The sequence below is a fragment of the Cobetia sp. 14N.309.X.WAT.E.A4 genome, assembly GCF_030397495.1.
In the GTDB taxonomy this organism is placed as follows: domain Bacteria; phylum Pseudomonadota; class Gammaproteobacteria; order Pseudomonadales; family Halomonadaceae; genus Cobetia; species Cobetia marina.
Map to the genome: position 1 here is coordinate 136,085 of NZ_JAPNXT010000002.1, position 26,742 is coordinate 162,826.

Genomic DNA, 26,742 nt, shown 5'->3' on the forward strand with positions numbered 1-26,742 from the left:
AGAGCAGAGCCTTGCAGCGGAACGATCATGACATCCTTGGTAGTGGATACCATGTTCCCTGTTCGAGTGCGCATCGTGGTGCCCAGAAGAGGACTTGAACCTCCACATCCTTACGGATACTAGCACCTGAAGCTAGCGCGTCTACCAATTCCGCCATCTGGGCGAAGCGCGATACAGGGGTCGTTCATCGTGAGTCTGACGTCCGTGGTGCCCAGGAGAGGACTTGAACCTCCACATCCTTACGGATACTAGCACCTGAAGCTAGCGCGTCTACCAATTCCGCCACCTGGGCAGACATCAGAACTCGTTTTGGTCCAAGGACCCGGATCAGCAGTCCAAGTTGTTGAAACTTGAATGCTTTACCCGTTTTCCGGTATCCATCCTAACGTGTGTCACGTCAACATGAAACCTGAAATTGGTGCCCAGAAGAGGACTTGAACCTCCACGTCCATACGGACACTAGCACCTGAAGCTAGCGCGTCTACCAATTCCGCCATCTGGGCAAGTGGTGCCGAATAATACGGATCTTCTGAGGGAATGCAAGAGGTTTCTGTTTTATTTGTGACGTCAGGGGCTGCATGACGCATTTCGGTCGTCTGCCTTGCTGGCCGGAACTTCGAGATGGTGCAAGCTTTGGAAGACCCGATGGAAAAACAAGCGCTTGGCAAAGCCATGAAAGAAAGCCATGAAATGAGGCCACCTGCATCACTCTGACGAGCTTCCGGGAGTCGGAAGGTTGGGGAATGGTTGGGTCGGCCCAATGGTAGGGGCTATAATGCGCGCATGAGAGACAACCAGTCATTCCGTGCCGCGCCCGCTGCCCGTCTCGAATTCATCGTCAAGGAATCCTGATTAATGACCCAATGGACGCTCAGCGACGACCCGCACGCGGAACGCGAAGCCCATAAGTACGACAAGCCCATCCCCAGTCGCGAGTATCTTCTCGACAAGCTGGAAGAGTATGGCAAGCCCATTACCCACGAGAACATGAGCCGCATGCTCGGTTTCGAGGACGACGAGCAGCAGGAAGCCGTGCGCCGTCGCCTCAATGCCATGGAGCGTGATGGCCAGGTGCTGCGCAATCGTCGTGGTGCCTATGCACTGATCGACAAGCTGGACCTGATTCGTGGCCGTATCGTCGGCCATCGCGATGGTTTCGGTTTCCTGGCGCGCGAAGATGGCGTCAAGCCGGACCTTGCCGTGCCGCCGCGCCAGATGCGCCGCGTCTTCCATGGTGATCAGGTGCTGGCGCGCGTCAGCGGCCGTGATCGCCGTGGTCGTGATGAAGTCACCATCGTCGAGGTGCTGGCTCACAATACCCAGACGCTCGTCGGCATCTATCGCCAATCCGAGCCGGACTTCGGGGTACTGATTCCGGAGAATTCGCGCATCGCGCAGGAAGTGATCATCCCCAACCGTGTGGCCAATGGTGCCAAGGACGGTCAGGTGGTGTCCGTGCGCATTACCCAGCAGCCCGCGACACGCGTGCAGCCGGTGGGGGAAGTGGTCGAGGTGCTCGGTGAGCGCATGGACCCGGGCATGGAGATCGACATCGCGATCCGCTCGCATGACATCCCCAGCGAATTCCCGCCGGAAGTCGAGGATCAGATCTCGACCATCTCCGCCGAAGTGCTGGAAGAGGACAAGAAGGGGCGTATCGACCTGCGCGAGACGCCACTGGTCACCATCGATGGCGAAGACGCGAAGGACTTCGATGACGCCGTCTGCGCCTGGCAGGACGACAACGGCAACTGGAAGCTGCTGGTCGCCATCGCCGATGTATCGCATTACGTGCGTGGCGGCAGTCCGCTGGATCAGGAAGGCTACGTGCGCGGCAACTCGGTCTATTTCCCGGGCCAGGTCGTGCCGATGCTGCCGGAGCTGCTCTCCAATGGTCTGTGCTCTCTCAACCCGCATGTCGATCGTCTGACGCTGGTCTGTGAGCTGACCATTTCCGCCGCCGATGGCGAGATGCTCGACTACCGCTTCTTCGAAGCCGTGATCCGTTCCCATGCGCGTCTGACCTACGAGAAGGTCGGCACCATGCTGACGGACCCGGAAAGTGAGGAAGGTCAGGCGCTGTGTCAGCAGTACAACGAACTGCTGCCATCGCTGCACAACCTGCACGCGCTGTACGGTGTGCTGCGCAAGGCGCGCGACAAGCGTGGTGCCATCGACTTCGAGACCACCGAGACGCAGATCCTGTTCAACGATGAGCGCAAGATCGAACAGATCGTGCCGCGTACGCGCAATGACGCGCACAAGCTCATCGAGGAATGCATGCTGGCGGCCAACGTCGCCACGGCGCGCTTCCTGGATCTGCACGATCTGCCGGCCCTCTATCGTGTCCACAAGCAGCCGGCACCTGAGCGTCTCAACAACCTGCGCGCCTTCCTGGGTGAGCTGGGTCTGACGCTGGAAGGTGGCGATGAGCCACAGCCGAAGGACTTCCAGGCACTGCGTGCCTCGATCGCCGAGCGCCCGGACCTCGACATCATCCAGACCGTGATGCTGCGCAGCATGACCCAGGCGGTCTACTCGCCGCAGAACGAAGGTCACTTCGGTCTGGCCTACGATGCCTACGCCCACTTCACCTCGCCGATCCGTCGTTATCCCGATCTGCTGGTGCACCGTGCGATCCGTTCCGTCATCCGTGGTCCGCGCAAGACCGACACCGTGCTGCGCGCCGAAGATGCCGTGACCGAGCGTCCGACCAAATGGTGCCCGTACACCTTCGAGCAGATGCTCGAGCTGGGTGAGCACTGCTCGATGACCGAGCGCCGCGCCGATGAGGCGACGCGTGACGTCAACGACTGGCTCAAGTGCGAGTTCATGAAGGACAAGGTCGGTGAAGTGCTGGAGGGTACCGTCGCGGCGGTCACCCAGTTCGGCCTGTTCGTGCGTCTGGATGCCTACTACGTCGAAGGTCTGCTGCACATCTCCTCGCTGCCGTCCGACTACTACCACTACGAGGCCGAGAAGCATCGTCTCAAGGGTGAGCGTGCCGGCGTCAGCTATGGTCTCGGCGATGGCGTCACCGTCCAGGTGGCTCGCGTTGACATGGATGAGCGCAAGATCGACTTCATGCTCAGTGACCCGACGCCGCGTCCCAAGCGCAAGCCGCGCAAGGCACGCAGCAGCGAGCGTGATGCTGACAAGCCCGCAAGCGGCAAGAGCGGTGCAGCCTCCGGCAAGGAAACTGCCCCCAAGGGTCGTCCCGGCAAGCGTGAGCGCGAGCGCCTCAAGTCCCTGACGGAAGAAGTCAGTCAGGAAGGCCAGGGTGGCGGTACGGACGGAGCGTCCGAGACGCCTGCGCAGGAGAGTCCTGCCCGCAAGCCGCGCAGCGAGCGTGATGAGCGTTCCGGTCGCGGCGAGCGCAAGCCCTCCACCGGTAATGAGCGTCCGTCTGCGCCTGAGTCTCTGGCAGCGGCGCGCCCGGCGGTGCCGAGCGGTCCGGAATCTGCTGACAGTCCGTTCGCGGCAGTCGCGCCGATGGGTGCCGCTGGCAAGGATGATCCGTCGCGCAAGCGCGGCTCCCGTTCTCGCGGGCGTCGCGGCAACGGCCGCAGCTGACCGCCGGCAAGATTCACCGCGCAGCATTCATCAGCCCCGGCCATGGTCGGGGCTGATGCGTTGCACGGCCGTGAGTTCGCAGGATTTCATGGCTGTCGCCATGGCGACAGCTCAGTTTCCGTCCAAGTGACAGGGCCCTGTCAGGGCCATCAGGCAGGAAGGCACTATGAGTCAGGACAAGGGGCGCAAGCCCGGCCGCGGCAAGCCCGCCGGCGAGCGCGGTAGCCATTCTCGAAGTGAGCACTCTCGAGGCGAGCACTCAAGGGGTGAGCGTGGTGGCGCTCAGCGCCAGGAACGTGGCGGGGCCCGCAGAGGTGGCGCTCGCACTGGCGCACCGAAGATCCCCGGTGGCCTGGAAGCCGTCTATGGTGTGCACGCCGTGGAAGCCTTGCTGGCACGCGGCCGCGCGCCGAGCGAGCTGTGGGTGCAGGCAGGCGAGGCCGAGCTGCGTCTGAACGAGATCGTCGAGCAGGCGCGTGCCGCTGGTTCACGCGTCACCTTGAAGGCGCGTGAGGAGCTGGATGCGCTGTCCACCGGCGGTGGTGCCCATCAGGGGCTGGTCGCTCTGTGCGCGCCGCTCGCCACCGAGAACGAGACTGGTCTCAAGCTGCGCCTCGATGGCTGGTCCCATGAGGAAGCGCCGCTGTTTCTGGTGCTGGATTCGGTCACGGATCCGCACAACCTCGGGGCCTGTCTGCGCAGCGCCGATGCCGCCGGTGCCCATGGTGTCATCGTGCCCAAGGACAAGTCCGCCTCCCTGAACGCGACCGTGCGCAAGGTCGCCTGTGGGGCAGCGGAAGTGGTGCCGGTCTATCAGGTCACCAACCTGGCCCGCACGCTGGATGCCATGAAGGAAGCCGGTGTCTGGGTGCTGGGTACGGCTGGCGAAGCCGAGGCCATGGCCTTCGAGGCCGATTTCACCGGGCCGGTGGCCATCGTGATGGGCGCTGAGGGCAAGGGCATGCGTCGTCTGACGCGCGAGCACTGCGACAGCCTGATTAAGCTGCCGATGGCGGGCAGTGTCTCGAGTCTGAATGTCTCGGTCGCGGCCGGTATCTGCCTGTTTGAAGCCGTTCGTCAGCGCCGCAACGGCTGACAGCGAGAATGGGGGTGTCAGGGCATGAGGCGTGCCTCGCGACGTGTCGCTTGCCAAGCCCTTGACACCTCTCTACAATACTGCGGTTCTGTGAAGTGCAGTCTGCAGTGAATGCGCGGCATGGGGGCACCTGTCCTCGCCCGCGCGCGTTGTACGTGGCTTTCGAGCCCGAATGACACAACCGTAGTAATCACTCCACTCCTTGCTTCCCGGCCCGAGACGCGCCGTGGAGGCTGTCAAACCGAAAGGAGCCAAGCCATGCGTCACTACGAGATCGTGTTCATGGTCCACCCGGACCAGAGCGAACAGGTTCCGGCCATGATCGAGCGTTACACCTCCATCGTGACCGAAGCCGGCGGTACTGTGCATCGTCTGGAAGATTGGGGTCGCCGTCACCTGGCCTACCCGATCAACAAGATCCACAAGGCCCACTACGTGCTGATGAACGTCGAAACTACCGGTGAAGTGGTCGAGGAACTCGAGACCATCTTCCGTTTCAACGACGCCGTCATCCGTAACCTGGTTGTGCGTGCAAAGGAAGCGGCCATCGAGCCGTCTCCGATGATGAAGCCGGCTGAAGAGAAGCGTCCGCGTCGCGAAGACAAGCGTGACGAAGCCGAAACTCAAGACGCTAACTGATACCGCACCCCCAGGAGGTCATTGCAATGGCACGTTTTTTCCGTCGTCGCAAGTTCTGCCGCTTCACCGCTGAAGGCGTGAAGCAGATCGATTACAAGGACATCGAAGTCCTGAAGTCTTACATCACCGAGACCGGCAAGATCGTCCCGAGCCGCATCACCGGCACCAAGGCGCGTTATCAGCGTCAGCTGGCGACTGCCATCAAGCGTGCGCGCTACCTGGCACTGCTGCCGTACAGCGACAGCCACCAGTAAGGCGACACCATGATGCTGGCATTGGCACGTTGGGCCATGCGCGGACCGTTGCAGTGCATCGCGATTGCACTGCTGACGGGTCTTCTGCCCTGGTTCTTCTGGTTCAGTGCCTCCATCAGTGCGCTGGTCACGCTTCGGCGTGGCCTTGCGCCAGCCGCACCCGTGTTCATCGCCGCTGCCATTCCGGCAGGCTGGTGGTGGACACAAGGCGACCCGGTGCCATTGGCGACCGTGTTGCTGGTCACGTTGATGGCAACCCTGCTGCGTGCTCGCATGCGATGGGGGGAGGCGCTGATTGGCGCCAGCCTGACAGCGGCAATGATGGTGCAGTCCGGGATATTCCTGCCACCAGGCGGGGCTGGTCCACTGCTTGAGAGCATTCGTCAGAATGCCCCTGAGCTTGATGCACGCTTGAGCGACTTTGCCGCTCAAGGTGTGCCGACTGAACAGCTCGCAGGGTTGGTCATCGGCGGTATTACCGGGTTGGTGGTCCTGCTGGCCGCCACGGCCTGTCTGGCCCTGGCGCGCAGCTGGCAGTCCGGGCTCTACAATCCGGGTGGATTTCGTCACGAGTTTCATGCCTTCCGGCTGAGCCCGCGAGAAGTCCTGATACTGGCAGCCTGCGGCATCATCGGGGTCTTCCTCGATGTGCCTGCAGTGCTCCTGCTGATCTGGATACCGTTGTTCGTGGCCGGCATTGCCCTGGTGCATGGCTATATCGGGTTAAAGGGGATGAGCGGGTTATGGTTGGTCGGCGTCTACTTTCTGCTGCTGACGACCTGGCCCACGATTCTGATTTTGCTGCTGCTGGCTCTTGTTGACGTCTTTGCGGATCTTCGCGCACGTCTTGCTGGCAGTCATCGATAAGAGGTTTACGAGATGCAAGTCATTCTGCTCGACAAGATTGGCAAGCTGGGCAACCTGGGTGACCAGGTGTCCGTCAAGGCTGGTTTCGGTCGCAACTATCTGCTGCCGTACGGTCTGGCTGTTCCGGCCACTGCCGAAAACCAGGCGGCTTTCGAAGCTCAGCGCGCTGAGCTGGAAGCACAGGTTGCAGAGCGCAAGGCCGAAGCTGAAGCGCGTGCCGCTCAGCTGAACGAAATCGAACTGTCCCTGGTCGCCAAGGCTGGCGAAGAAGGCAAGCTGTTCGGTTCCATCGGTCCGCGTGATCTGGCCGAAGCCATCGCACAGTCCGGCATCGACATCGCCAAGAGCGAAGTCCGCATGCCGGAAGGCCCGCTGCGCAACACTGGCGAATACGACATCGTGCTGCAGCTGCACGCTGAAGTGACTGCCACTGTTCGTGTGGTCGTGGTCGGCGAGTAATCGCTGATCCGTGGTGGCTGCCCGGTGATCCGGCGCTGTCACCACAGGTGGTACTCGAACCGCCCTCGCATCCTGGATGCGGGGGCGGTTTTTTTGTGTCTGGCGCTTCTTTGTCGGGCGTGACAGGGAAAATCCTCTGCACGCGGGCAGGGCGATGACAGGCAAAATCCGGTAGAATGCTTGCCCCCGTGAGGTAGAGCATCATGTGCGGTCGCGATGGTTGGCAGGCTCGCGGCGATGCACGAAAATGGAGGTTCCCGCGGGCGTGTCAGTCATTAGCAGGAGTCAGCCAGGCATGAGCGAGATGCAGGATCAGGATCGCGAGACGGCGGCGCTCAAGGTGCCCCCCAATTCGCTGGAGGCCGAGCAATCGGTCCTCGGCGGTTTGATGCTGGACAACAGCGCCTGGGACACGGTGTCCGAGCGACTGGTGGCCGACGACTTCTATCGCTACGAGCATCGTCTGGTCTACAACGCCATGTCCCAGCTGGTGGGCAGCAGCCGGCCGCTGGATGTGGTCACGTTGTCCGAGTTGCTGGAAAGCCGTGACCAGCTGGAGTCGGTCGGCGGGCTTGCGACTCTCGCCGAGCTTGCGCGCAATACGCCCTCGGCCAGCAACATCAAGGCCTATGCCGACATCGTTCGCGAGCGCGCGACGCTGCGCAAGCTGATCCAGGCGGCCAACCAGATCGCCGAGAGCTCCTTCAGCCCTCAGGGGCGAGACGCCGACGAGCTGGTCAACGAGGCCGAGCGTCTGGTGTTCCAGATCAGCGAATCACGCCCCAAGAGCGGCGGCCCCAAGGGCATGAGTCAGCTGTTGACCGGCGCGGTGGACCGCATCGATGAGCTGTTCAATCTCAAGGGCCAGATGACCGGCCTCTCGACCGGCTTCCGGGACCTGGATGACATGACCTCCGGTCTGCAGCCATCGGACCTGGTGATCATCGCGGGGCGCCCCTCGATGGGCAAGACCACCTTCGCCATGAACCTGGTCGAGCATGCCGTGGTCTCCGGCGACAAGCCGGTGGCCGTGTTCTCGATGGAGATGCCGGCCGAGTCGCTGATGCTGCGCATGATCTCCTCGCTGGGCCGCATCGACCAGACCAAGGTGCGTACCGGTCAGCTGGATGACGAGGATTGGCCGCGGCTGACCTCGGCGGTCAACCTGCTCAAGGACAAGCAGCTGTTCGTCGATGACACGGCGGCCCTGTCGCCCAACGAGATGCGCTCACGCTGTCGCCGCATGGCGCGCGAACACGGCGGCATCGGCCTGATCATGATCGATTACCTGCAATTGATGCAGGTGCCGGGACTGTCCGAGAACCGTACTGCCGAGATCTCCGAGATCTCGCGCTCGCTCAAGGGGCTGGCCAAGGAATTCGCTTGCCCGGTGGTGGCGCTCTCGCAGCTGAACCGCTCGCTTGAGCAGCGCCCCAACAAGCGTCCGGTGATGTCGGATCTGCGTGAATCCGGCGCCATCGAGCAGGATGCCGATGTCATCGCCTTCGTCTACCGTGATGAGGTCTACAACAAGGACAATCCCGACAACAAGGGACTGGCCGAGCTGATCATCGGCAAGCAGCGTAACGGCCCCATCGGTACCGTTCACATGGCCTTCATCGGCAAGTACACCCGTTTCGAGGACCTGGCGCCCGACAGTTATGGCCAGGCCTTCGCTGAATGACGTGATGCGCATGCGCATCAAACATGTACCCGGGCGGCGGCAGCGACGTCGCCCCGCAAGACCCGCACTGACGGGGAGGAGATAGCATGGCAGGTGGATTTGGGCGCGGACGCGCACGCACTCCCAAGCTTCAGGGACGCGGTACGCTGGAGAGCCTTGAGCGCGAAGGGCCTTTCAAGGAATGGCTGGGCATGCCGGATCTCTATCGCTTCACGCTGGTCGTGGAGGGCGAGAGCTACAGCTATCAGACCGAAGACAGTGAAGTGCCGGTCGTCGCGGGCGACATGGTGGTCTTCCGTTACAAGGAAACCAAGGCCGGCAAGTGGATCGACCGCAATTCCCTCGGCAAGGCCATCGACCCCAACTCGCTGTAAGGCGTCCACCTCCGGCGTGGCATGAGCGTATTGGCCAGCCGCGACCGGGCAGGCTCGTCGCAAGGCGTCCTTGCACGGCAGCACCGCGGTGATGTGCCCGACCCTTCGCTGACACATCACCGCCCCATGTCATTTTCCTGTCATATCAGCATGCTTTGATTCTGGCATGCTGCCATCCCCGCATCCCGCTTTAGCTGAGGCATCCACTCCCGAATCCGGCCAGGCGCTGGAGGCGTTGCTGCGTCTTCGCCAGTTGCGGATGCATTTCCAGCCCATCGTGGCGGCAGATGGCCGTGAGGTCTTCGCCTACGAGGCACTCGCGCGAGCTGCTGCAGGATGCAGCTTGCGCTCACCGATGGCGATGTTCGAGGCGGCTCGCCAGCATCGGCGCCTCGCCGAGCTGGACGGCCTCTGTCGTGAGCTGGCGCTTGAGCAATGGGCCGAGCAGGGCCTGAGTGAGCGCCTGTTCCTGAACGTGTCGCCGGAGGTGCTGTTGGACAGTGCGCATTCTCGGGGACTGACACGTCACCTCCTGCATCGCCATGGGCTGCACCCGCATCAGGTCGTCATCGAGTTGACTGAGCAGACCCCGGGGCTGGACCCGGCACTGATGCGTGAGGCCGTCTGCCATTACCAGTCGATGGGCTTCGCCATCGCGCTGGATGACCTCGGTGAAGGGTACGCCAGCCTCAAGCTGTGGTCGGCGGTTCAGCCTGACTTCGTCAAGATCGACCGACACTTCATCAGCGGTATTCATCAGGATTCGCTCAAGCGGCGTTTCGTGCGCTCGATCATCGACATCGCCCACGGCAGTGGCAGTCAGGTGATCGCGGAAGGCATCGAGCAGGAAGGCGAGATGGAATGCGTGTCCCAGCTGGGGGCTGAGTATCTGCAAGGCTGGCTGTTTGCGAGCGCCGAGGTGGACCCCGCTGGCCAGCGTGCCGGCCTCGAGCAGCGCCTGCATCGTCTGAGTCGCCGCCGGCATGCCGCGCCTCTGGCACTCGGTACCGGCAGCCTGCTGCGGCAGGTGGCGCCGGTACTGCAGGATACCTGTCTCGAGGAAGTGGCCGAGCGTCTACATGCCGAGCCGGAATTGATGGCGCTGGCAGTGGTGGACGCGCAGCAGCGGCCGATCGGCATGATCATCCGCCATCGACTGCTGGGATTGCTGAATCAGCGCTTCGGACCGGAGCTGCATGGACGACGGGCGATCCATGAGGTCATGCAGACCCATTCACTGCGTGTCGAGGAAGATGAGCCGCTCGAGCGTCTGTCGGCCAAGCTGCTCGGGCGCCGGGACATTCATCGTGACGAGGACTTCATCATCATGCGAGGGGGATGCTATCGCGGCCTTGGGCGTCCTCTGGATCTGCTGCGTATCCTCGCGGAACGTCAGCTGGCGGTTCGTGCTCAGTGTCCGTGAGCCTCTCCGGAGCGGCGGCCTTGAACATGACGTCATCCAATCGTCATGGCGGTGCCGTGCAATCGTCATCGTCCCCCCGCAAGCTGGCGTGAAGCCTTGACGCCACCTTCACGATGATGGATACCTCAGACAACAGAGGTCCAGGAGCCGACACCATGTCCAGAATTGCCGCTGCCTTCACACCTGCTGGCCTGCTGGTCAGCAACCTGAATGCGCTGATCGCCGAGTATCCGGCACTGGAGGCGCGCGTGATCAGTCATGCCGCCAGCCGCTTCTATCAGGTCCAGCTGGTACTGGAAGCGGGTGCCGATGAAGACGATGAGCGCAGTGAACTGTTGATGAAACGTGGCAAGCCGATGCTGTTCCGCTCGCTGGAGGATGTCTACAGCGAGCTCAGGCGCGCCGGTCTGTCACGCGCCTGGCTGGTATCCCAGGTGGCCAACGACGAGATGATCGGCCGACCGCCTCAGTACCATCAACCGTTGAGCTCGCGCATCCCCTTGAGCTTCTGAGTCAGCGTCTCCTCTGGGGGACCCAGCGGCCGATACGCTCACGGTGGCGGGCAAAGACCCGATAGCCGACATCCAGCATCGGACGCAGCCCCGGCAGCAATGACAGCCTCACCAGGCGCCGATAGCCGAGCACCGCATAGAGGGCTCGGCTGGCGTCCATGCCGACATACCACTCCCCGCGCGCATCCTGCACGTGCAGGCGCCCCATCATCGTCTCGAAGCTCAGCCCCAGAGCATCTGGGGAAAAGTCCTTTGCACGAATGTCGACCGTCCTGACCCGTTCCCGCCTCGGGTGTCTCGCCAGCCAGGCGACCTCGCGCTGGCACAGGGGGCACTTGCCATCGTGATAGAGCGTGACCGGTGCACTGGCCTGCCAGATGCGACTCATGAGGATTCCTTGTCGGTCGTGGAACTGGAGGGCGCGGGATGGTAACCCGCGCGATGGGCACCGCTGCCATAGTCAGCGGCGCTGTCGAGTCGGGCGAGAAAGGCCTCGGCCTGTTGCAGCAATGCCTCGCGCTTGTCGTCCTTCATGCGTCGCCAGCTGCCATAGACCAGCGACATGCGCGGGTTGCGTGACAGTGATTCGCGATGGCGTTCGATGAAGTGCCAATAGAGACTGTTGAAGGGGCAGGCATGCGTGCCGGTGACCTTCTTCGGCGAGTACTGGCACCTGTCGCAGTGATTGGACATGCGATCGATGTACTTGCCCGAGGCACAATAGGGCTTGGAGCCCATCAGGCCGCCATCGGCGTGCAGCACCATGCCCAGGGTATTGGGCAGCTCCACCCACTCGCAGGCATCGACGTAGACCGCCAGATACCAGTCGCATAGCGCCTCGGGCTTCACGCCGCACAGCAGGGCGAAATTGCCGGTGACCATCAGGCGGCGGATATGGTGGGCATAGGCATGATCACGCGTACTGAGGATGGCTTGATCCACACAGCGCATGCCGCTGTCGCCGCGCCAGAAGACCTCCGGTAGACCCCGTGTCGCACTCAGGCGATTCTCCTGCTTGTAGCCGGGCATGCGTGTCCAGTAGATCCCACGCACATACTCTCGCCAACCGAGAATCTGCCGGATGAAGCCCTCGGCGGAGTTGACCGGTACCTCGCCACGTCGCCAGGCATCATCGACGGCAGCACAGACTTCGTGGGGACTCAGAAGCCCGATATTGAGCGCCGCGGAAAGTCGGGAGTGGAACAGGAAGGGGTCACTGTCATCGATGGCATCCTGATGGCGGCCGAAGTCTGCCAGGCAGTGCGCGAGGAAGTGAGCGAGATCGTCGAGCGCCTGGGCGCGGGTCACGGCCCAGTTGAAGTTGTCCAGATTGCCGAAATGACGCAGCTCGCCCTCGGCTCCCTCGCCGAAGCGGGTGTCCACCAGCGTCAGCACTTCGCGCGTCAGCGCATCCTGGCGGTGGTCATGCTGCGGTGGTGGCGGTGACTGGAAGTCGGCGGGAATCGGTTCGCGATTGTCATGATCATGATTGAACTTGCCGCCGGCGGGCTCGCTGCCTTCCATCAACAGGTCCGTGTCACGACGCTGTTCACGGTAAAAGTATTCCATGCGCAATTGCTTGCGTCCGTCGGCCCAGGTCGCGAACTGTGCCGGTGTGGTGAAGAAGCGGTGATCTTCCAGCACCACCCAAGGAACCTCGCCTTCCTCGCGGCGCGCGAGGAAGGCCTCCAGCAGTCGCCATTCCCCAGGGCGAGTCACCAGAATGCCGTCACACTGATGGAGCGCGGCCAGCCGCTCGGCTTCCAGGATCAGCGATTGACGATTGTCCGGGTCATCCAGGCGGCTTTCATGCACCTGCCAGCCGCAGTCGCGCAGCTCCTGTGCGTGATGGCGCATCGCGGCCAGCATCATCGCGATCTTGTGCGGATGGTGTGGCACGTAGCGGCCTTCCTCCTCGACCTCGCAGAAGGCGATCAGGCTCTCGGCAGGTGCCTGCTTGAGGCTCGCAAGCTCGTGACTGAGCTGGTCACCGAGAATCAGCACCAGCGGGCGCGCGAAGTCGTGACGAGTGGCAAGTTGCAGAGTGGAGGTTTCGGGCACACTGACTCCTGCGGCGGGGCGCAAGCACGGCTTGCGTCAGGTTGTGACAATAATTGTCGTAAAGCTGTACAAATCGTGATGATAGTATAACTTCATCCCTCACGCACAGGGCGAGCTGGTAACATGGCTGCGCTGTCGGTGAGGGTGGCTGATTGCCGCTTCACCCCTTTTCTTGCCCCTTGTCAGGAGTTCATCGCCCATGAGCACCCCGCGTTTCGGCGTCATGCTGGTCAATCTCGGCACCCCTGAAGCCCCGACACCCAAGGCGGTGCGCCGCTACCTCGCGGAGTTTCTCGGTGATGTACGCGTGATCGACCTGCCGCGCCCGCTCTGGCTGCCGATCCTGCATGGCCTGGTGCTGACGACTCGCCCCAAGAAGGTCGCCGAGGCCTATGCCTCGGTGTGGACGGAAGACGGCTCGCCGCTGATGGCCATCGGCAAGCGTCAGCGTGCCGCGCTGGAGGCGCGTCTGGCCGAATCGCTGGGCGAGGAGATTCCGGTAGAGCTTGCGATGACCTACGGCAAGCCGACCATGGAAGAGGTGGGGCGCAAGCTGGCCAGTCGTGGGGCAGATCGCATCCTGGTGCTGCCGCTCTATCCGCAGTTCTCGCGGACCACGACTGCCGCAGTGTTCGATCGCCTGGCGCGCGCGCTCAAGCCGTGTCCGCACCTGCCGGAACTGCGCTTCGTGCGTGACTACCATGATCATCCCGACTACATCGCCGCGCTGGCCGCCAGTGTCCGTGAACACTGGGAAAAGGCAGGGCATCGCGGCAAGCGTCTGTTGATGAGCTATCACGGCATCCCCAAGCGCTATGCGACGGCGGGCGACCCCTACCCACGCCAGTGCGAGCGCACCAGCCAGCTGCTGGCCGAGGCGTTGGGGCTTGGGGACGATGAGTGGGCGATGACCTACCAGTCACGCTTCGGCAAGGCCGAGTGGCTCAAGCCGTATACCGATGAGACGCTCAAGGCCTGGGGGGCTGAAGGTTTGGAAAGCGTCGACGTCATCTCGCCGGCCTTCGCGGCCGACTGTCTCGAGACGCTGGAGGAGCTGGAAGAGGAAAACCGCGGCTACTTCACCGAGTCCGGCGGGGGCGAGTTCCGCTACATTCCGGCGCTCAATGACCGTCGTGAGCATATCGATCTGCTAGAGGCACTGTGCCGCCAGCATGCTCAGGGCTGGTGACGAGCAGGGCAGGCATGAGGCCCGCCTGAATGATCTGAGCACCGCAGTCCGAGTGACAGATACGCAGTGAAACGCTGGAAAGACAGCGCCCCCACCAGTCTCCTGGTGGGGGCGCTTTGCGTTGGTCTGCCGTCTCGCCTCGCGAGAGGAGTGGGGCCGACCGGGGCAGGTCAGAGCGTCAGGCGAACACGAGCGCTCAGGGCAGGCGCGATTCCGAGGCCTCGGCATTTGCCTCATCCGGTTCGTCTGATACCTCCAGACGTTCCGGCACGTTGCGGGTACGGATGTCCGCCACCAGCTTCTGATGCAGCGCGGCCTTGGACAGCAGGTGTGCGGTCACCGGGGCGGTGATGAACAGGAAGATGGTGATCAGCATCTCCTGAAAGCTGAAGTGACCGGTAGTGGCGCGGAAATAGATCATCGACGCCATCAGTACGCAGCCGACCCCCAGGGTGGTGGTCTTGCTGGGACCGTGCAGACGCATGTAGAAGTCCTTGAGGTGCGTCAGCCCCAGCGACCCGATGAAGGCGAACAGGCCGCCGGCGATCAGGAAGAAGGCGATGACGCCTTCCAGGACAGGATAGAACCAGGTGGGCATGGAGACTCTCCGCTCAGGTCATTCGATGATGTCGCCGCGCAGCAGATACTTGCAGACTGCCACGGTGCTGACGAAGCCCAGCATGGCGATCAGCAGTGCCGCCTCGAAGTAGGCCTTGCTGTTGAGCTGGATGCTGAACAGCACGATCAGCGCGATGGAGTTCACGTACATGGTGTCCACGGCGAGGATGCGGTCCGGCAGGTCCGGGCCGATGGCCAGCCGGAAGACGTTGAGCATCAGGGACGCCGCGAACAGCGCGATGCTGATCCACAGGGCGATGTCTAGCATTCGTAGATCTCCTTCAGCGGGCGCTCGTAGCGCTGGCGGATCTCGTCGATCAATGCCTGTTCATCCTCGACATCCAGTGCATGGATGATCAGATGGCGACCATCCAGCGTGAGATAGGCAGAGACCGTCCCCGGTGTCAGCGTGATGGTGCTCGACAGCAGGGTGATCGGGAACTTCTGCTCGAGCTCCAGCGGATAGCGCACGAAGGCCGGGCGGAATTTCGCACGCGGATTCAGGATGAGTCGCGAGACCTGCAGGTTGGCGATGATGATGTCCAGGATGACGCGCAGCAGGTAGCCGATCAGTCGCCACGGTTTCTGGAGGTCCGGCTGCGGCTCCCAGAAACGATAGGTCAGTGCCGGGATGGCGATGGCCAGCACCGCGCCGAGCAATATCTGCCCGGGCGAGACGCTGTTCTGCAGCATCAGCCACACGACCAGCAGCAGGGTCGAGAGCATCGGGGTGGGCAGAACGCGAGAACGAGACTTGATCATTGAGCGTCTCCCTTGAGCGGCAGAGCGGTTTCCGGTGCGGCGTCCTTGCCCAGAAGGGCATCGAGATAGGGTGCCGGGTCCGACAGTTGCTGTGCGGTGGCCTTGGTCCACTGCGAGACAGGGCCGGCGAAGACGACCAGTGCCAGTGCGGCGGAGATCAGGCCGCAGGTCGCGATGCCGCGCGCGACACCGAGTCGTTCACCGCTGGGTTCACTGTTGCCGGTGCGCCAGAACACGCTGGAACCGGCACGCGAACAGGCCACGATCGAGCACAGCCCGGCCAGCAGCAGCACTGGCCACAGCCATACCTGCTGCTCCAGTGAGGCGGACGACAGGATCAGCGCCTTGCCGATGGCGCCCGAGAAGGGCGGCAGGCCCGCCGCGGCCGCCGTGCCGATCAGGAACAGTCCGCCCAGCAGGCCCGCCTGCAGCAGTGGCCGTGAGCGCACGATACGGGCGCCGGCCTTGCCGCGCTGGCCTGCCATCACATCCACCAGCAGGAAGAGGCCGCCGGTGACCAGGGTGGAGTGGATCAGGTAGAACAGCAGGGCGCTGTCCGCCGCGATGCTGTTCATGCCCAGCGCCGTCAGCAGCGTACCGACCGAGATCATCACCAGATAGGCCACCAGGGTGCGCAGGTCACGTGCCGAGAGCACGCCGAGCATCGACACGACCAGCGTGGCGAGCCCTGCCCACCACAGCCAGTCCCGACCAAGATCTGCCAGGGTGCCGGCGTTGTCGGTGAAGATCAGCGAGTAGACGCGCAGGATGGAATAGATGCCGACCTTGGTCATGATCGCGAACAGCGCCGCCACCGGCGCCGAGGCCGCGGCGTAGGCGCGGGGCAGCCAGAAATACAGCGGCAGCATCGCGGCCTTGAGGCCGAATACCACCAGCAGCAGCAGACCGCCGGCTTCCATCAGGCCGGCACGCCCCGGGTCCAGCGTGGTGACGATGACGGCCATGTCGGCCATGTTCAGCGTACCGGTCACGCCGTAGAGGATGCCCAGCGCGATCAGGAAGAACGCCGACCCCATCAGGTTCAGCACCACGTAATGCAGGGCCGACAGCGTGCGAGCCTTGCTGCCGCCGTGCAGCAGCAGAGCGTAGGAGGCGATCAGCAGGACCTCGAAGAACACGAACAGGTTGAAGAGGTCACCGGTCAGGAAGGCGCCGTTGATCCCCATCAGCTGCAGCAGGAACAGGCCATGGAAGTTGGAGCCTGTCTCATCGATGCCCGCCGTGGCATACAGGCAGGCCAGCAGGCCCAGCACCGAGCTGAGCAGCACCATGGTCGCCGACAGGCGATCCAGCACCAGCACGATCCCGAAGGGAGGCTGCCAGTCGCCCAGCGCGTAGTAGCGTATGGTGTCGTCGTTGGCCTGAACGACCAGCGCGATGGCGATGGCCACCATGATGGCCTGGGTGATCAGGCTGATGCTGCGGCGCAGTACCGGCGATGAGCCGCGACTCAGCAGCAGGCAGGCGCCCACCAGCAGCGGCAGGACGATCGGAAGGACAATCAGGTGTTGCAGCATCACTTGCCATCCTCTTTCGAGTCGTCCAGACGGTTGCCGTTGACGTGGTCACTGCCCAGGTCACCGCGCGCGCGCATGGCGAGGATGACCACGAAGGCCGTCATGGCGAAGCCGATCACGATGGCGGTCAGCACCAGCGCCTGGGGCAGCGGGTCCGCCGTGGGCGAGCCTGAGCCAACCACGGCGGGGGTGCCGTGCATGGCAAGCCCCCCCATGGAGAACAGGAACAGGTTGACCGCGTAGGACAATAGCGTCAGTCCGACCACGACAGGGAAGGTGCGCCCGCGCAGGGTCAGGTAGACACCGCAGGCGGCCAGCAGGCCGGTGGTAGTGGCGTAGAGGGCTTCCATCAGCTCTTCTCCTTGGTCGGACGGTGCGGTGTCGTCAGCTTGCCGAGGTTGGCGAGAATCATCAGGGTCGCGCCGACCACGGTCAGATAGACCCCGAGGTCGAACAGCAGCGCGGTGGCCAGCTCTATCTCACCGATCACGGGAATCGTGAAGTGGCCGAACGATGATGTCAGGAACGGATAGCCGAAGACCCAGCTGCCCGCGCCCGTCAGGCCGGCGATCAACACCCCGGCCGCCGCGACCGGCTGGTAGGGGAAGCGCAGCCAGCGCTGTGTCCAGTCCACGCCGCGCGCGATGTAGAGCAGGATGATGGCCACGGCGGTCACCAGACCGGCGATGAAACCGCCGCCGGGTTCGTTGTGGCCGCGCAGGAAGATGTAGACCGAGACCAGCAGCGCCAGTGGCAGCAGGGTCTGGGACACGGTGGCCAGAATCATCGGGTGGCGGTCCGGCGACCAGTTGCGGCCATCCAGGTCAGTGGACGGCATGAACAGGCGCAGGCGGTTGAGCAGCTTGAAGATCGCCAGTCCGGCAATCCCGAGTACGGTGATCTCGCCCAGCGTATCGAAGCCACGGAAGTCGACGAGAATCACGTTGACCACGTTGTGGCCCCCACCGCCGGAGACCGCATTGGCCATGAAGAAGTCGGAGATCGATTCGACCGGGCGGGTCAGGATGGCGAAGTTGAGGCTTGCGACCACCACGCCGAAGGCGCTGGCGAGCAGGACGTCACGCATGATGCGTCGCGCGCTGGATTCCTTGGGTGTGCGCTGTGGCAGGAAGAACAGTGCCAGCATCAGCAGGATCATCGTCACCACCTCCACCGCCAGCTGGGTCAGTGCCAGGTCCGGAGCGGCAAAGCGTGCAAACGCCAGCGAGGTCATCAGGCCGACCACTGACAGCATCAGCAGGGAGATCAGGCGCTTGCGGTGAGTGATCGCGGTGCCCAGGCCGGCCAGGCCGGTGATCACGGCACCCGTCAGCAGCATGCCATCGAAGGGCTGCTGCTCAAGCTCTCCACCCAGGCGCGGCACGGCCAGCAGTCCGATGCCGACGAAGACCAGCGCGGTCAGGAGCAGCCACAGCATATAGCGCTGCAGCGAACCGTTCTCGAAGCTGTCCATGAAACGCTCGGACAGTTTCACGACTCGCTGGACGTTGGCCTCGAAGACCAGCAGGGCGTTGCGCGCCCGGAACTGGCGCTGGAAGGCGTACAGATGATGTCGCAGGGCGTAGACGGCGACACCGCCACCCAGCGCGATGACGCTCATCAGCAGCGGCAGGTTGAAGCCGTGCCAGATGGCGAGACTGAAGTCCGGCACCGGCGCTGCCAGCACGCTGGCGGAGGCGCTCACCAGCAGGTCCTTGATCACCAGTGACGGCAGGATACCCACCAGAAGGCAGATCAGCACCAGCACCTCGATGGGCAGCTTCATGTAGCGCGGCGGCTCATGCGGGGTCTTGGGCAGGTCCTTCGGCTCGCCATTGAAGAAGACGTCGTGGATGAAGCGCAGCGAGTAGGCCACCGACAGGATGCCACCGAGGGTCGCCAGCGCCGGAATCAGCCAGGAAAGACCGCCCAGCAGCTGGGCATCGAGGCTCTCGGCAAAGAACATTTCCTTTGACAGGAAGCCGTTGAGCAGCGGCACGCCGGCCATCGAGGCCGAGGCGACCATCGCCAGCACCGTGGTATGCGGCATGTAACGGTACAGGCCGTTGAGCTTGCGGATGTCACGCGTGCCACATTCGTGGTCGACGATGCCGGCTGCCATGAACAGCGAGGCCTTGAAGGTCGCGTGATTGATGATGTGCAGCAGGCCCGCGACGGCGGCCATCTGGCTGTTGAAGCCGAACAGCAGCGTGATCAGACCCAGATGACTGATGGTCGAGAAGGCCAGCACGCCCTTGAGGTCCTGCTTCATCAAGGCGAACCAGGCGCCATATAGCAGGGTGGCAAGGCCCGTGAGGCTGACGATGTAGAACCAGAGATCAGTCCCCGAGAGCACCGGGTGCATGCGCGCCAGCAGAAAGACCCCGGCCTTGACCATGGTGGCGGAGTGCAGGAAGGCGGACACCGGTGTCGGCGCCGACATCGCGTGGGGCAGCCAGAACTGGAACGGGAACTGCGCGGACTTGGTGAAGGCGCCCAGCAGCACCAGTACCAGTGCGACAGGATACAGCTCGTGGGAGCGGATCTGGTCTGCCGCCGCGAGGACGTCATCGAACTGGTAGCTGCCGACGATATGACCGATGACCAGGATGCCGGCCAGCAGCGCCAGCCCGCCCGCACCGGTGACGGTCAGCGCCATGCGGGCGCCCTTGCGCGCCTCGCTCAGCTGATACCAGTAACCGATCAGCAGGAAGGAGCTGAGACTGGTCAGCTCCCAGAACACCCACATCAACAGCAGATTGTCCGCCATGACGATGCCGAGCATCGCGGTCATGAACAGCATCAGGAAGCTGTAGAGGCGTGCCAGCGAGTCCTCGCTCGACAGGTAGTAGCGAGAATAGAGGATGATCAGCAGCCCGATGCCGAGAATCAGCAGGACGAACAGAGCTGACAGGCCATCGAAGCGTAGCGCCAGATCCAGCCCCAGTTCGGTGATCCACGGCAGGTGGAACTGGGCTATCTGGCCGGCGAAGACATCGCCGAGATGGAAGACGGCGATACCAAGTGCCAGGGCAGGGGCAACCGCCGTCAGCCAGGCAAGGCGGCCGCGGGGCAGGTCTCTGGCCATCAACGGCACCAGGGCACCGAGCAATGGCAGTAGCACGATCAACAGCAGGGTCATGGAAGACTCGCTCCAGTCGTTGTAGGGCGTTGTCCCTCTGTCGTCAGCGGAGCGGACACGGGCTCAGGGCCAGGCCATCAGCTTCGAGGTCGGGACGCGGATTTCGGCCACTGGGTGCCGATAGGATAGGCGAGCGCTTTGCAGGCTGCCGAGGTTGCCACCTCTGGATCACGCTTCCGTGTCAGGTCGACGCCTGCTCGGGAGGTGCGTGCCGCCATCAAGTGGCGGGAATGGGTGGCAGTGGCAGCCGATGGCGGCTCAGAGGTTCAGGCGCCCGGCAGGGACGCAGGTACCTCGGGATGAGACGTCACCGCCGCGGGCGGATCAGTCAGAAAGGGGAGGCGCACGGCACGAGGTGCCAGCATCCAGGTGGGGATGAGGTCCGCAGCGCGCCCTCGGCTGCCCGCGATGGGCAGACGGCGAAGATGCCGGGTTGGTGCGGTCATGTCATGTCTTGCGAGCATGGCCGTATTCCTCCTGAAGCCCCTGGATGACAAGTGTGTTTGCGGGTAGAGACACTTGCGCGATCTTGTTGAAAACATTGGTGGATCGTGACCTAACCTCTCGAATGTATCACGCACTTGCACCCCTCGCCAGCGCACGGGCGGCAGGTCGGATGAGGTCCCTGATCGGACAGCGTGTTGTACAGAGCGGGCTATTTATTGTACAAATATTATACGCCGATAACGCTTTGGAGCTCGCATGCGAGAGGCCATCAGCACGAATTCGGGCGGCCCACCGGAGACGTCACTTGTCTGGCTGCGTCATGACCTGCGTCTGGAAGACAACCCGGTATTCGCGCTGCCCAGTGTCCGTCGCCCCTATCAACTTCTGGTCATGTACGTGCTGGACCAGCGCTGGTTGACGCCTGTCGAGGGTCTGCCTCGCCTGGGACCTGCCCGCCTTCGCCTCCTCTGGCAGAGCCTGATGAACCTGCGTGGCATGTTGCTGCGCCGCGGCAGCGATCTGCTGGTGCGAGTGGGGGATCCCGTCAGCGAGGTGCTGGCCCAGGTCCGCCAGCATGACGTGGACTGCCTGGAAGTCAGTCATTCCCGCACCCCGGATGATGCCGGCAATCTTCAGCGTCTTGCCGCGCAACTTCCTGCCAGTACCCGGCTGCATTGCCACCCACGTGAAGGGCTCGTGCTGGAGCCGCTGGACGAGCGGGATGCGGCGCAGGAGCCCACGGCCCTGTGGACGCCTCCGCAGGTGATGGAAAGCCCGGCCCATGGTGCGAAGGCGATGTCTCTCGCCGCCCCGGAATTGCCCGCTTCCTCGCGGCTCTCGCCAGCGCTGGCGTCATGCGGGGCGATGTCTCTGCGTCTCGATGATGCCCAGTGGTGGACGCGCCATGCCTCGCGAAATCCCTTGCAGGGGCTGCCGTGTTCCTTGCCGCCATGGCCGGAATCGGCATCACGCGGTTTCCCGCCGCTGGAGGCAGTGTGCGCCACGGCCAGCGCCTGGCAACCGGTGGGGGAGATCGCCACGCTTCAAGGCGGAGAGGAGCCGGCGCGCGAGCAGCTGTCTTCCCTCGTCTGGTCGCGTCCGGAATCAGAGGATGCCGAGGTGCAGGCTGCCTGGCGCCTGTCCGCCTGGTTGGCGCAGGGCTGCATCAGTCCGCGGCGCATCCTGCAGGCACTGGCGGAACATCGACGGGAAATGGGGGAGTCTCTCGCGGCGCATCAGCTGATGGCCGTGCTGCTCCAGCGCGAGTACTGGCAGCGGGTCCTGCAAGCGCAGCCCGAGGAATCGCTGATGGGCTGGTATGGCGAGGCGCTTGAGAAGGAGGCGGCCTGCGATGTGGCATTCCAGCGCTGGCGCGAAGGGCGCACGGGCGACGCACGGGTGGACCGGGCCATGCACAGGCTGACCCGGGAAGGCTGGCTGCCGTTGGATGAGCGCCAGCATCTGGCCCGTGCATGGCTTGCCGCCGGGGGAGACTGGCGACTCGGGGCGCGCTGGTTCGAGCACTGTCTGCTGGATTTCGATGCCGCCGTCCACTGGGGGGAGTGGCGGCATCTGGCGGGTCAGCCGGTGTGAGGTCTCAGCCCAGTCGCGCCAGCAGCGCCGTGACTGCCGTCTCGACGCGCAGGATGCGCTCGCCGAGGTGCACGCCCTCGAAGCCGGCCTTCATGAACTGCTCTACCTCATAGTCCACGAATCCACCCTCCGGGCCGATGGCCAGGATCACCGGCTCACTCACCGCGCGCGGGCACTCCTGCGGCATGCCCGGGTGCGCGATGATGCCGCGCGGCTTCACGGCGCTCTCCGGGGCCATCAGGCCCGGCAGTCTGTCCTCCACGAATGGCTTGAACAATGTCTCCTGCGTGACCGTCGGCATGATGGTGTCGCGCGCCTGCTCCAGTCCCAGCACCAGATGCTGGCGAATCTTATCCTCTTTCAGCTCCGGCGACTGCCAGTAGCTCTTCTCCACGCGCCGCGTATGCAGCAGGGTGATGTGCTTCACGCCCAGCGCCGTGACGTGTTCCAGCGAGCGCGCCAGCATGCGTGGGCGTGGCAGCGCCAGCAGCAGATGGACATCGAGTGGTGCCGGCGGCTGACGCTCCAGACGCAGACTGAATTCGGCCACCTCGGCGTCCAGTCGCTCCAGGCGTCCACGACCGATCAGCCCGCCTTCGATTCCCAGGGTCATCTCGTCACCGACAGCGGCACGATGCACCTCGCGCAGATGGCGCAGTCTGCGCGGGTCCGTCACGCGTGCATGGTCGGAGGCGAGCAGGTCATCAGCGCCGAGCAGGATAAGGTTCATGGCGATACCGTAGACAGACAGGAGGAAAAGAGGCGGCATTCTAGCATGGACGCCAGATGGCTCGGCTCCGGCGAAATGACAGCGAAGGGGGCGATTGCCCGGGGCGTGGCGGGAGTGGATCAGGCGCGTGGAAGCGGCTTTCCTTGCAGTGCCCCCCCTTGAGTGCACAATGAAGAAAAATCGACAGGAGCTTGATCCGTGAGAGTCATCCGCAAATACGCCAATCGGCGTCTCTACGATACCGAGCAGAGCCGTTATGTGACCCTCGAGGACCTGCGCAGCCTGGTGCTGGCGGAAGAGGTCTTCAAGGTCGAGGACGCCAAGAGCGGCGAGGACCTCACGCGTACCATCCTGCTGACCATCATTATCGAGCAGGAGCAGGGCGATGGTGAGGCCGAAGTCTTCTCCAACGAGCTGCTGGAGCAGTTCATCCGCATCTATGCGATGGCCAAGCCATTGCCGCTGGCGGGGTATCTGGAGCAGGGCACGCGGCTGATGATGGAGCAACAGCAGCGCATGCAGGAGCAATGGTCCCAGGCCATGCGCCACTCGCCCATGGAGATGATGCGCGAAGTCGCCGAAGAGAATCTGCGCTTCTGGCAGCAGGCCATGGGGGGCGGCATCAACCGGGGCCGGACGAGCTCACGCTCTGCCGATGATGCCCAGGAGGGCGGGACGAACGACGACGGCGAGGCTCACGACCCCGAGGGCACACGCTGAGTGATGCCTGGTCGGCCGGCATGAAAATCACATGAAATCGCGTTGATGTGAAAAGGGGCGTCCCGAGGGGAGCCCCTTTCTGCCATAATGCGCAGCCTGACATTTCCTCGGTCGCCCGTGTCTTGCGGGCAGCCTTGATCCTCACTGGCTCATGAAGGTTGAAAAGATGAAGGTCCTGATCATCGGCGGCGGTGGCCGCGAACATGCGCTGGCCTGGAAAGCCGCCCAGTCCTCCCGTGTCGAGGAGGTCTTCGTGGCCCCCGGCAATGCGGGCACGGCGCGCGAGTCCAAGCTGACCAATCTGGCGATTGCCGCTGACGATCTCGATGCTCTGGTCGCCTTCGCGCGGGACAACGCCATCGAGCTGACCATCGTCGGCCCGGAAGCGCCGCTGGTGATCGGCGTGGTCGATCGCTTCCGCGAGGCGGGGCTCAAGTGCTTCGGTCCGACGGCCGGCGCTGCCCAGCTGGAAGGCTCCAAGGCCTTCACCAAGGACTTCCTGGCGCGTCATGCCATCCCGACCGGCGATTACGCCACCTTCGCCGAGGTCGATGCGGCGCTTGAGTACCTGGCCGCCCACCCGGCACCGATCGTCATCAAGGCCGATGGCCTGGCGGCGGGCAAGGGAGTGGTGGTCGCGATGACCGACGAGGAAGCTCGCGCCGCCGTGCGTGACATGCTCGAGGACAACGCCTTCGGTGATGCCGGTGCACGCGTGGTGATCGAGGAGTTCCTCGACGGCGAGGAAGCCAGCTTCATCGTGATGGTCGATGGCGAGAACGTGCTGCCGATGGCCACCAGTCAGGACCACAAGCGGGTCGGTGAAGGCGATACCGGCCCCAACACCGGTGGCATGGGGGCCTATTCTCCGGCACCGGTGGTCACCGCCGATGTGCACCAGCGCGTGATGGACGAGATCATTCTGCCCACCGTGCGTGGCATGGCGGCAGAGGGACATCCCTACACCGGCTTCCTGTACGCCGGCCTGATGATCGATGCCCAGGGCGCGCCGAAGATCATCGAATACAATTGCCGCTTCGGTGATCCGGAGACCCAGCCGATCATGGTACGTCTGAAGTCCGACCTGGTGGCGCTGTGTCTGGCCGCCGAAGACGGGCGCCTCGATACCCAGACCTGCGAGTGGGATTCCCGCGCGGCGGTCGGCGTGGTGCTGGCGGCAGGCGGCTATCCGGCCAGCTACCGCAAGGGCGATGTCATCACCGGGTTCGATGCTGCCGAGGCTACCGGTTGCAAGGTCTTCCACGCCGGCACCGCCGAAAAGGACGGGCAGGTGGTCACCAGTGGCGGTCGCGTGCTGTGCGTCACCGCGCTGGGCGACAGCGTGGCCGCTGCCACCGAGCGTGCCTACGAGGGTGTGGACGCCATCGACTGGCAGGACGTGCTGGTGCGACGTGACATCGCCTGGCGTGCCATCGCCCGTGAGCGTGGCGACGCCTGAGCCTGTCCGGCATCAGCGCATTGTCTGCAAGACCCGGCCTCTGGCCGGGTCTTGTCGTTATCGCACCGTGATTCTCGCGTCGGCCATTCTACGACCATCGTGTCGAGAGTCTGGTCATGTCGGTGTCGGCCGTGCGATAACCTTCATCATCACTTGTTCACGCATGAACGGCGGCCCATGGGTCTCCCCGGCCTTGAGCATGGCATCGGGGAAGCATGGCGACTCCGCCGTCATCGTCCATTTCCGTCTCGCCGACGAGGAGTCCTCATGGAGCGTATTCGGCTCGAGTTCCCAGAGCAGCGCCTGGTGCATCGTCATGCGATGACGATTCGTGTCAGCGATATCAATTATGGCCAGCATCTCGGTCACGATAGCGTGGTCAGCCTGGCGCACGAGGCACGCGGCCAGGCCTGGCAGGCACTCGGCTTCCCGGAATGGGATGTCGATGGCCTCATGAGCATCGTCTCCGATCTGGCCGTGCAGTATCAGGGGGAAGGCAAGCTGGGCGATGCGCTGGTGGTGGAGACCGCCATGGACCCCGTGTCCGGCAAGGGACTGGGTGTCCATCATCGTCTGGTGCGGGTCGGTGACGGCAGCGTTCTGGCCACCGTCAGGGTCGGGCTGGTGTTTGCCGGCCCCGACGGACTGGCCGTGCCGAGTGCACGTGTCAGTGACGAGATCGAGCGCACGGTCGCGGCGCTGGCCTGCGAGGTGGCGCGCTGATGTCGCGGGAGTATCCGATCATCGCCGTGACGGGCTCCTCCGGTGCGGGGACGACCACGGTCATGCGGACCTTCGAGCGCATGTTCTCGCGTGAGTCGATCCATGCCGCCTATGTGGATGGTGATGCCTTTCACCGCTATACCCGCGATGAACTGGTACGCATGTTCCAGGAGGCGCCGGAGCGCAAGCGCGAGCTGTCACACTTCGCGGTCGAGGCCAACCAGCTCGATCGATTGGAAGCGCTGTTTCTGGAGTATGGCGAGCAGGGCTCCGGCACGCATCGCCACTATATCCATGCCGAAGACAAGCGCATGATCGAGGCGGGCTACAAGGTCGGGACCTTCACCGAATGGCAGTCGCTGCCGGATTGCACGGACCTGCTGTTCTACGAGGGCCTGCATGGCGGGCTGGTGACGCCCGAGCATGACATCGCGCGTCATGTGGATCTGCTGATCGGCGTGGCACCGACCATGAACCTCGAGTGGATCCAGAAGATCGACCGGGACACCAAGCTGCGCGGGCACTCCCAGGAAGCGGTGGTTGATACCATCCTGAGCCGCATGGATGACTACGTCCGCTATATCCAGCCGCAGTTCTCGCGTACCCATATCAACTTCCAGCGCGTACCGACGGTGGATACCTCCAACCCCTTCGAGCCGCAGGACATTCCCACCGATGCCGAGTCGATGGTCGTCGTGCACTTCCGTGATCCGGGCAGCGTCGATTTCCCCTATCTGCTGGCGATGATCCAGGGCTCCTTCATGTCGCGCCCGCACACGCTGGTGGTGCCGGGTGCCCTGATGGCACTGGCCATCGAGCTGATCATCACGCCGCTGGTCAGGAGTCTGCTGGCCCAGCGCCGTTTCCGCTGAGACGTGA

General features: G+C 63.6%; 25 protein-coding genes and 3 tRNA genes. 16 read left to right on the plus strand and 12 right to left on the minus strand.

Annotated features, from left to right (window positions below):
* Positions 1-76: 76 nt before the first annotated feature.
* The 3 genes from OW493_RS03945 to OW493_RS03955 all read right to left on the minus strand — a co-directional run bounded on the left by OW493_RS03945 (position 77) and on the right by OW493_RS03955 (position 503).
* Positions 77-163: transfer RNA gene (locus tag OW493_RS03945), tRNA-Leu, on the minus strand.
* Positions 164-205: 42 nt separating this feature from the next.
* Positions 206-292, minus strand: a tRNA-Leu gene (locus OW493_RS03950).
* A gap of 124 nt (positions 293-416) precedes the next feature.
* Positions 417-503 (minus strand) — tRNA-Leu (locus tag OW493_RS03955).
* Between the two features lie 352 nt (positions 504-855).
* Between OW493_RS03955 and rnr the strand changes: the two genes are divergently transcribed.
* The 10 genes from rnr (at position 856) to OW493_RS04005 (ending at position 10,881) form a co-directional block, all read left to right on the plus strand.
* Complete coding sequence (rnr, locus tag OW493_RS03960) at positions 856-3,573, plus strand: ribonuclease R (RefSeq protein ID WP_289863339.1); 2,718 nt, start codon at positions 856-858, stop codon at positions 3,571-3,573.
* A gap of 340 nt (positions 3,574-3,913) precedes the next feature.
* Positions 3,914-4,669, plus strand: coding sequence for a 23S rRNA (guanosine(2251)-2'-O)-methyltransferase RlmB (rlmB, locus tag OW493_RS03965; RefSeq protein WP_240704295.1), 756 nt, complete (start codon positions 3,914-3,916; stop codon positions 4,667-4,669).
* Between the two features lie 258 nt (positions 4,670-4,927).
* Positions 4,928-5,308 (plus strand): 30S ribosomal protein S6, encoded by a 381-nt coding sequence (gene rpsF / locus OW493_RS03970; RefSeq protein ID WP_065392636.1) that lies wholly within the window; start codon positions 4,928-4,930, stop codon positions 5,306-5,308.
* 26 nt (positions 5,309-5,334) lie between these two features.
* The gene (rpsR, locus tag OW493_RS03975; protein ID WP_024952281.1) at positions 5,335-5,562 is read left to right on the plus strand and encodes a 30S ribosomal protein S18; all 228 of its coding nucleotides are present in this window, start codon (positions 5,335-5,337) and stop codon (positions 5,560-5,562) included.
* A 12-nt stretch (positions 5,563-5,574) separates the two neighbouring features.
* Entirely contained in the window at positions 5,575-6,429 is an 855-nt protein-coding gene (locus OW493_RS03980; protein WP_084209830.1) for a hypothetical protein, read from the plus strand.
* A gap of 12 nt (positions 6,430-6,441) precedes the next feature.
* Positions 6,442-6,888, plus strand: coding sequence for a 50S ribosomal protein L9 (rplI, locus tag OW493_RS03985; protein ID WP_065392637.1), 447 nt, complete (start codon positions 6,442-6,444; stop codon positions 6,886-6,888).
* A gap of 304 nt (positions 6,889-7,192) precedes the next feature.
* Complete coding sequence (dnaB, locus tag OW493_RS03990; RefSeq protein ID WP_077379359.1) at positions 7,193-8,572, plus strand: replicative DNA helicase; 1,380 nt, start codon at positions 7,193-7,195, stop codon at positions 8,570-8,572.
* An 86-nt stretch (positions 8,573-8,658) separates the two neighbouring features.
* Positions 8,659-8,946: a hypothetical protein gene (locus tag OW493_RS03995; RefSeq protein WP_043334752.1), complete on the plus strand. Its 288-nt coding sequence runs from the start codon at positions 8,659-8,661 to the stop codon at positions 8,944-8,946.
* Positions 8,947-9,112: 166 nt separating this feature from the next.
* On the plus strand, positions 9,113-10,369 hold the full coding sequence (locus OW493_RS04000; RefSeq protein WP_289863340.1) for an EAL domain-containing protein: 1,257 nt from the start codon (positions 9,113-9,115) through the stop codon (positions 10,367-10,369).
* A gap of 155 nt (positions 10,370-10,524) precedes the next feature.
* Positions 10,525-10,881, plus strand: a complete 357-nt coding sequence (locus OW493_RS04005; protein WP_219815849.1) for a DUF6482 family protein — start codon at positions 10,525-10,527, stop codon at positions 10,879-10,881.
* Position 10,882: 1 nt separating this feature from the next.
* Here the strand turns inward: OW493_RS04005 and OW493_RS04010 are convergent, their stop codons facing one another.
* Together OW493_RS04010 and OW493_RS04015 are read right to left on the minus strand one after the other, a co-directional pair.
* On the minus strand, positions 10,883-11,269 hold the full coding sequence (locus tag OW493_RS04010) for a DUF393 domain-containing protein (RefSeq protein WP_077378818.1): 387 nt from the start codon (positions 11,267-11,269) through the stop codon (positions 10,883-10,885).
* Positions 11,266-12,942: a cryptochrome/photolyase family protein gene (locus tag OW493_RS04015; RefSeq protein ID WP_289863341.1), complete on the minus strand. Its 1,677-nt coding sequence runs from the start codon at positions 12,940-12,942 to the stop codon at positions 11,266-11,268. Before OW493_RS04015 ends, OW493_RS04010 begins: the two co-directional genes overlap by 4 nt.
* A gap of 199 nt (positions 12,943-13,141) precedes the next feature.
* Between OW493_RS04015 and hemH the strand changes: the two genes are divergently transcribed.
* Positions 13,142-14,131, plus strand: coding sequence for a ferrochelatase (hemH, locus tag OW493_RS04020; protein WP_289863342.1), 990 nt, complete (start codon positions 13,142-13,144; stop codon positions 14,129-14,131).
* A gap of 196 nt (positions 14,132-14,327) precedes the next feature.
* Here the strand turns inward: hemH and OW493_RS04025 are convergent, their stop codons facing one another.
* Genes OW493_RS04025 through OW493_RS04050 form a run of 6 tightly spaced genes read right to left on the minus strand, consistent with a single transcriptional unit; the run spans position 14,328 to position 20,191 of the window.
* Positions 14,328-14,729 (minus strand): Na+/H+ antiporter subunit G, encoded by a 402-nt coding sequence (locus tag OW493_RS04025; protein ID WP_077378827.1) that lies wholly within the window; start codon positions 14,727-14,729, stop codon positions 14,328-14,330.
* Between the two features lie 18 nt (positions 14,730-14,747).
* Positions 14,748-15,017, minus strand: coding sequence for a K+/H+ antiporter subunit F (locus tag OW493_RS04030; RefSeq protein ID WP_077378830.1), 270 nt, complete (start codon positions 15,015-15,017; stop codon positions 14,748-14,750).
* Positions 15,011-15,511, minus strand: coding sequence for a Na+/H+ antiporter subunit E (locus OW493_RS04035; RefSeq protein ID WP_077378833.1), 501 nt, complete (start codon positions 15,509-15,511; stop codon positions 15,011-15,013). The genes OW493_RS04030 and OW493_RS04035 overlap by 7 nt, the downstream gene beginning before the upstream one ends.
* The gene (locus tag OW493_RS04040; RefSeq protein WP_136939081.1) at positions 15,508-17,049 is read right to left on the minus strand and encodes a monovalent cation/H+ antiporter subunit D; all 1,542 of its coding nucleotides are present in this window, start codon (positions 17,047-17,049) and stop codon (positions 15,508-15,510) included. Before OW493_RS04040 ends, OW493_RS04035 begins: the two co-directional genes overlap by 4 nt.
* Positions 17,049-17,399, minus strand: a complete 351-nt coding sequence (locus OW493_RS04045; protein ID WP_077378839.1) for a Na+/H+ antiporter subunit C — start codon at positions 17,397-17,399, stop codon at positions 17,049-17,051. Before OW493_RS04045 ends, OW493_RS04040 begins: the two co-directional genes overlap by 1 nt.
* Positions 17,399-20,191, minus strand: a complete 2,793-nt coding sequence (locus OW493_RS04050; RefSeq protein ID WP_136939080.1) for a monovalent cation/H+ antiporter subunit A — start codon at positions 20,189-20,191, stop codon at positions 17,399-17,401. The genes OW493_RS04045 and OW493_RS04050 overlap by 1 nt, the downstream gene beginning before the upstream one ends.
* Before the next feature lie 702 nt (positions 20,192-20,893).
* Here OW493_RS04050 and OW493_RS04055 point away from each other — a divergent pair.
* Positions 20,894-22,231 (plus strand): deoxyribodipyrimidine photo-lyase, encoded by a 1,338-nt coding sequence (locus OW493_RS04055; protein WP_289863343.1) that lies wholly within the window; start codon positions 20,894-20,896, stop codon positions 22,229-22,231.
* A gap of 4 nt (positions 22,232-22,235) precedes the next feature.
* Here the strand turns inward: OW493_RS04055 and OW493_RS04060 are convergent, their stop codons facing one another.
* Positions 22,236-22,961 (minus strand): 16S rRNA (uracil(1498)-N(3))-methyltransferase, encoded by a 726-nt coding sequence (locus OW493_RS04060; RefSeq protein WP_289863344.1) that lies wholly within the window; start codon positions 22,959-22,961, stop codon positions 22,236-22,238.
* Positions 22,962-23,159: 198 nt separating this feature from the next.
* Between OW493_RS04060 and phaR the strand changes: the two genes are divergently transcribed.
* The 4 genes from phaR (at position 23,160) to OW493_RS04080 (ending at position 26,735) form a co-directional block, all read left to right on the plus strand.
* Entirely contained in the window at positions 23,160-23,681 is a 522-nt protein-coding gene (phaR, locus tag OW493_RS04065; RefSeq protein WP_077378848.1) for a polyhydroxyalkanoate synthesis repressor PhaR, read from the plus strand.
* Between the two features lie 166 nt (positions 23,682-23,847).
* On the plus strand, positions 23,848-25,140 hold the full coding sequence (gene purD / locus OW493_RS04070; RefSeq protein ID WP_077378851.1) for a phosphoribosylamine--glycine ligase: 1,293 nt from the start codon (positions 23,848-23,850) through the stop codon (positions 25,138-25,140).
* Positions 25,141-25,407: 267 nt separating this feature from the next.
* On the plus strand, positions 25,408-25,863 hold the full coding sequence (locus OW493_RS04075) for an acyl-CoA thioesterase (RefSeq protein WP_077378853.1): 456 nt from the start codon (positions 25,408-25,410) through the stop codon (positions 25,861-25,863).
* Positions 25,863-26,735, plus strand: a complete 873-nt coding sequence (locus OW493_RS04080; RefSeq protein ID WP_077378856.1) for a phosphoribulokinase — start codon at positions 25,863-25,865, stop codon at positions 26,733-26,735. Before OW493_RS04075 ends, OW493_RS04080 begins: the two co-directional genes overlap by 1 nt.
* Positions 26,736-26,742: the final 7 nt, after the last annotated feature.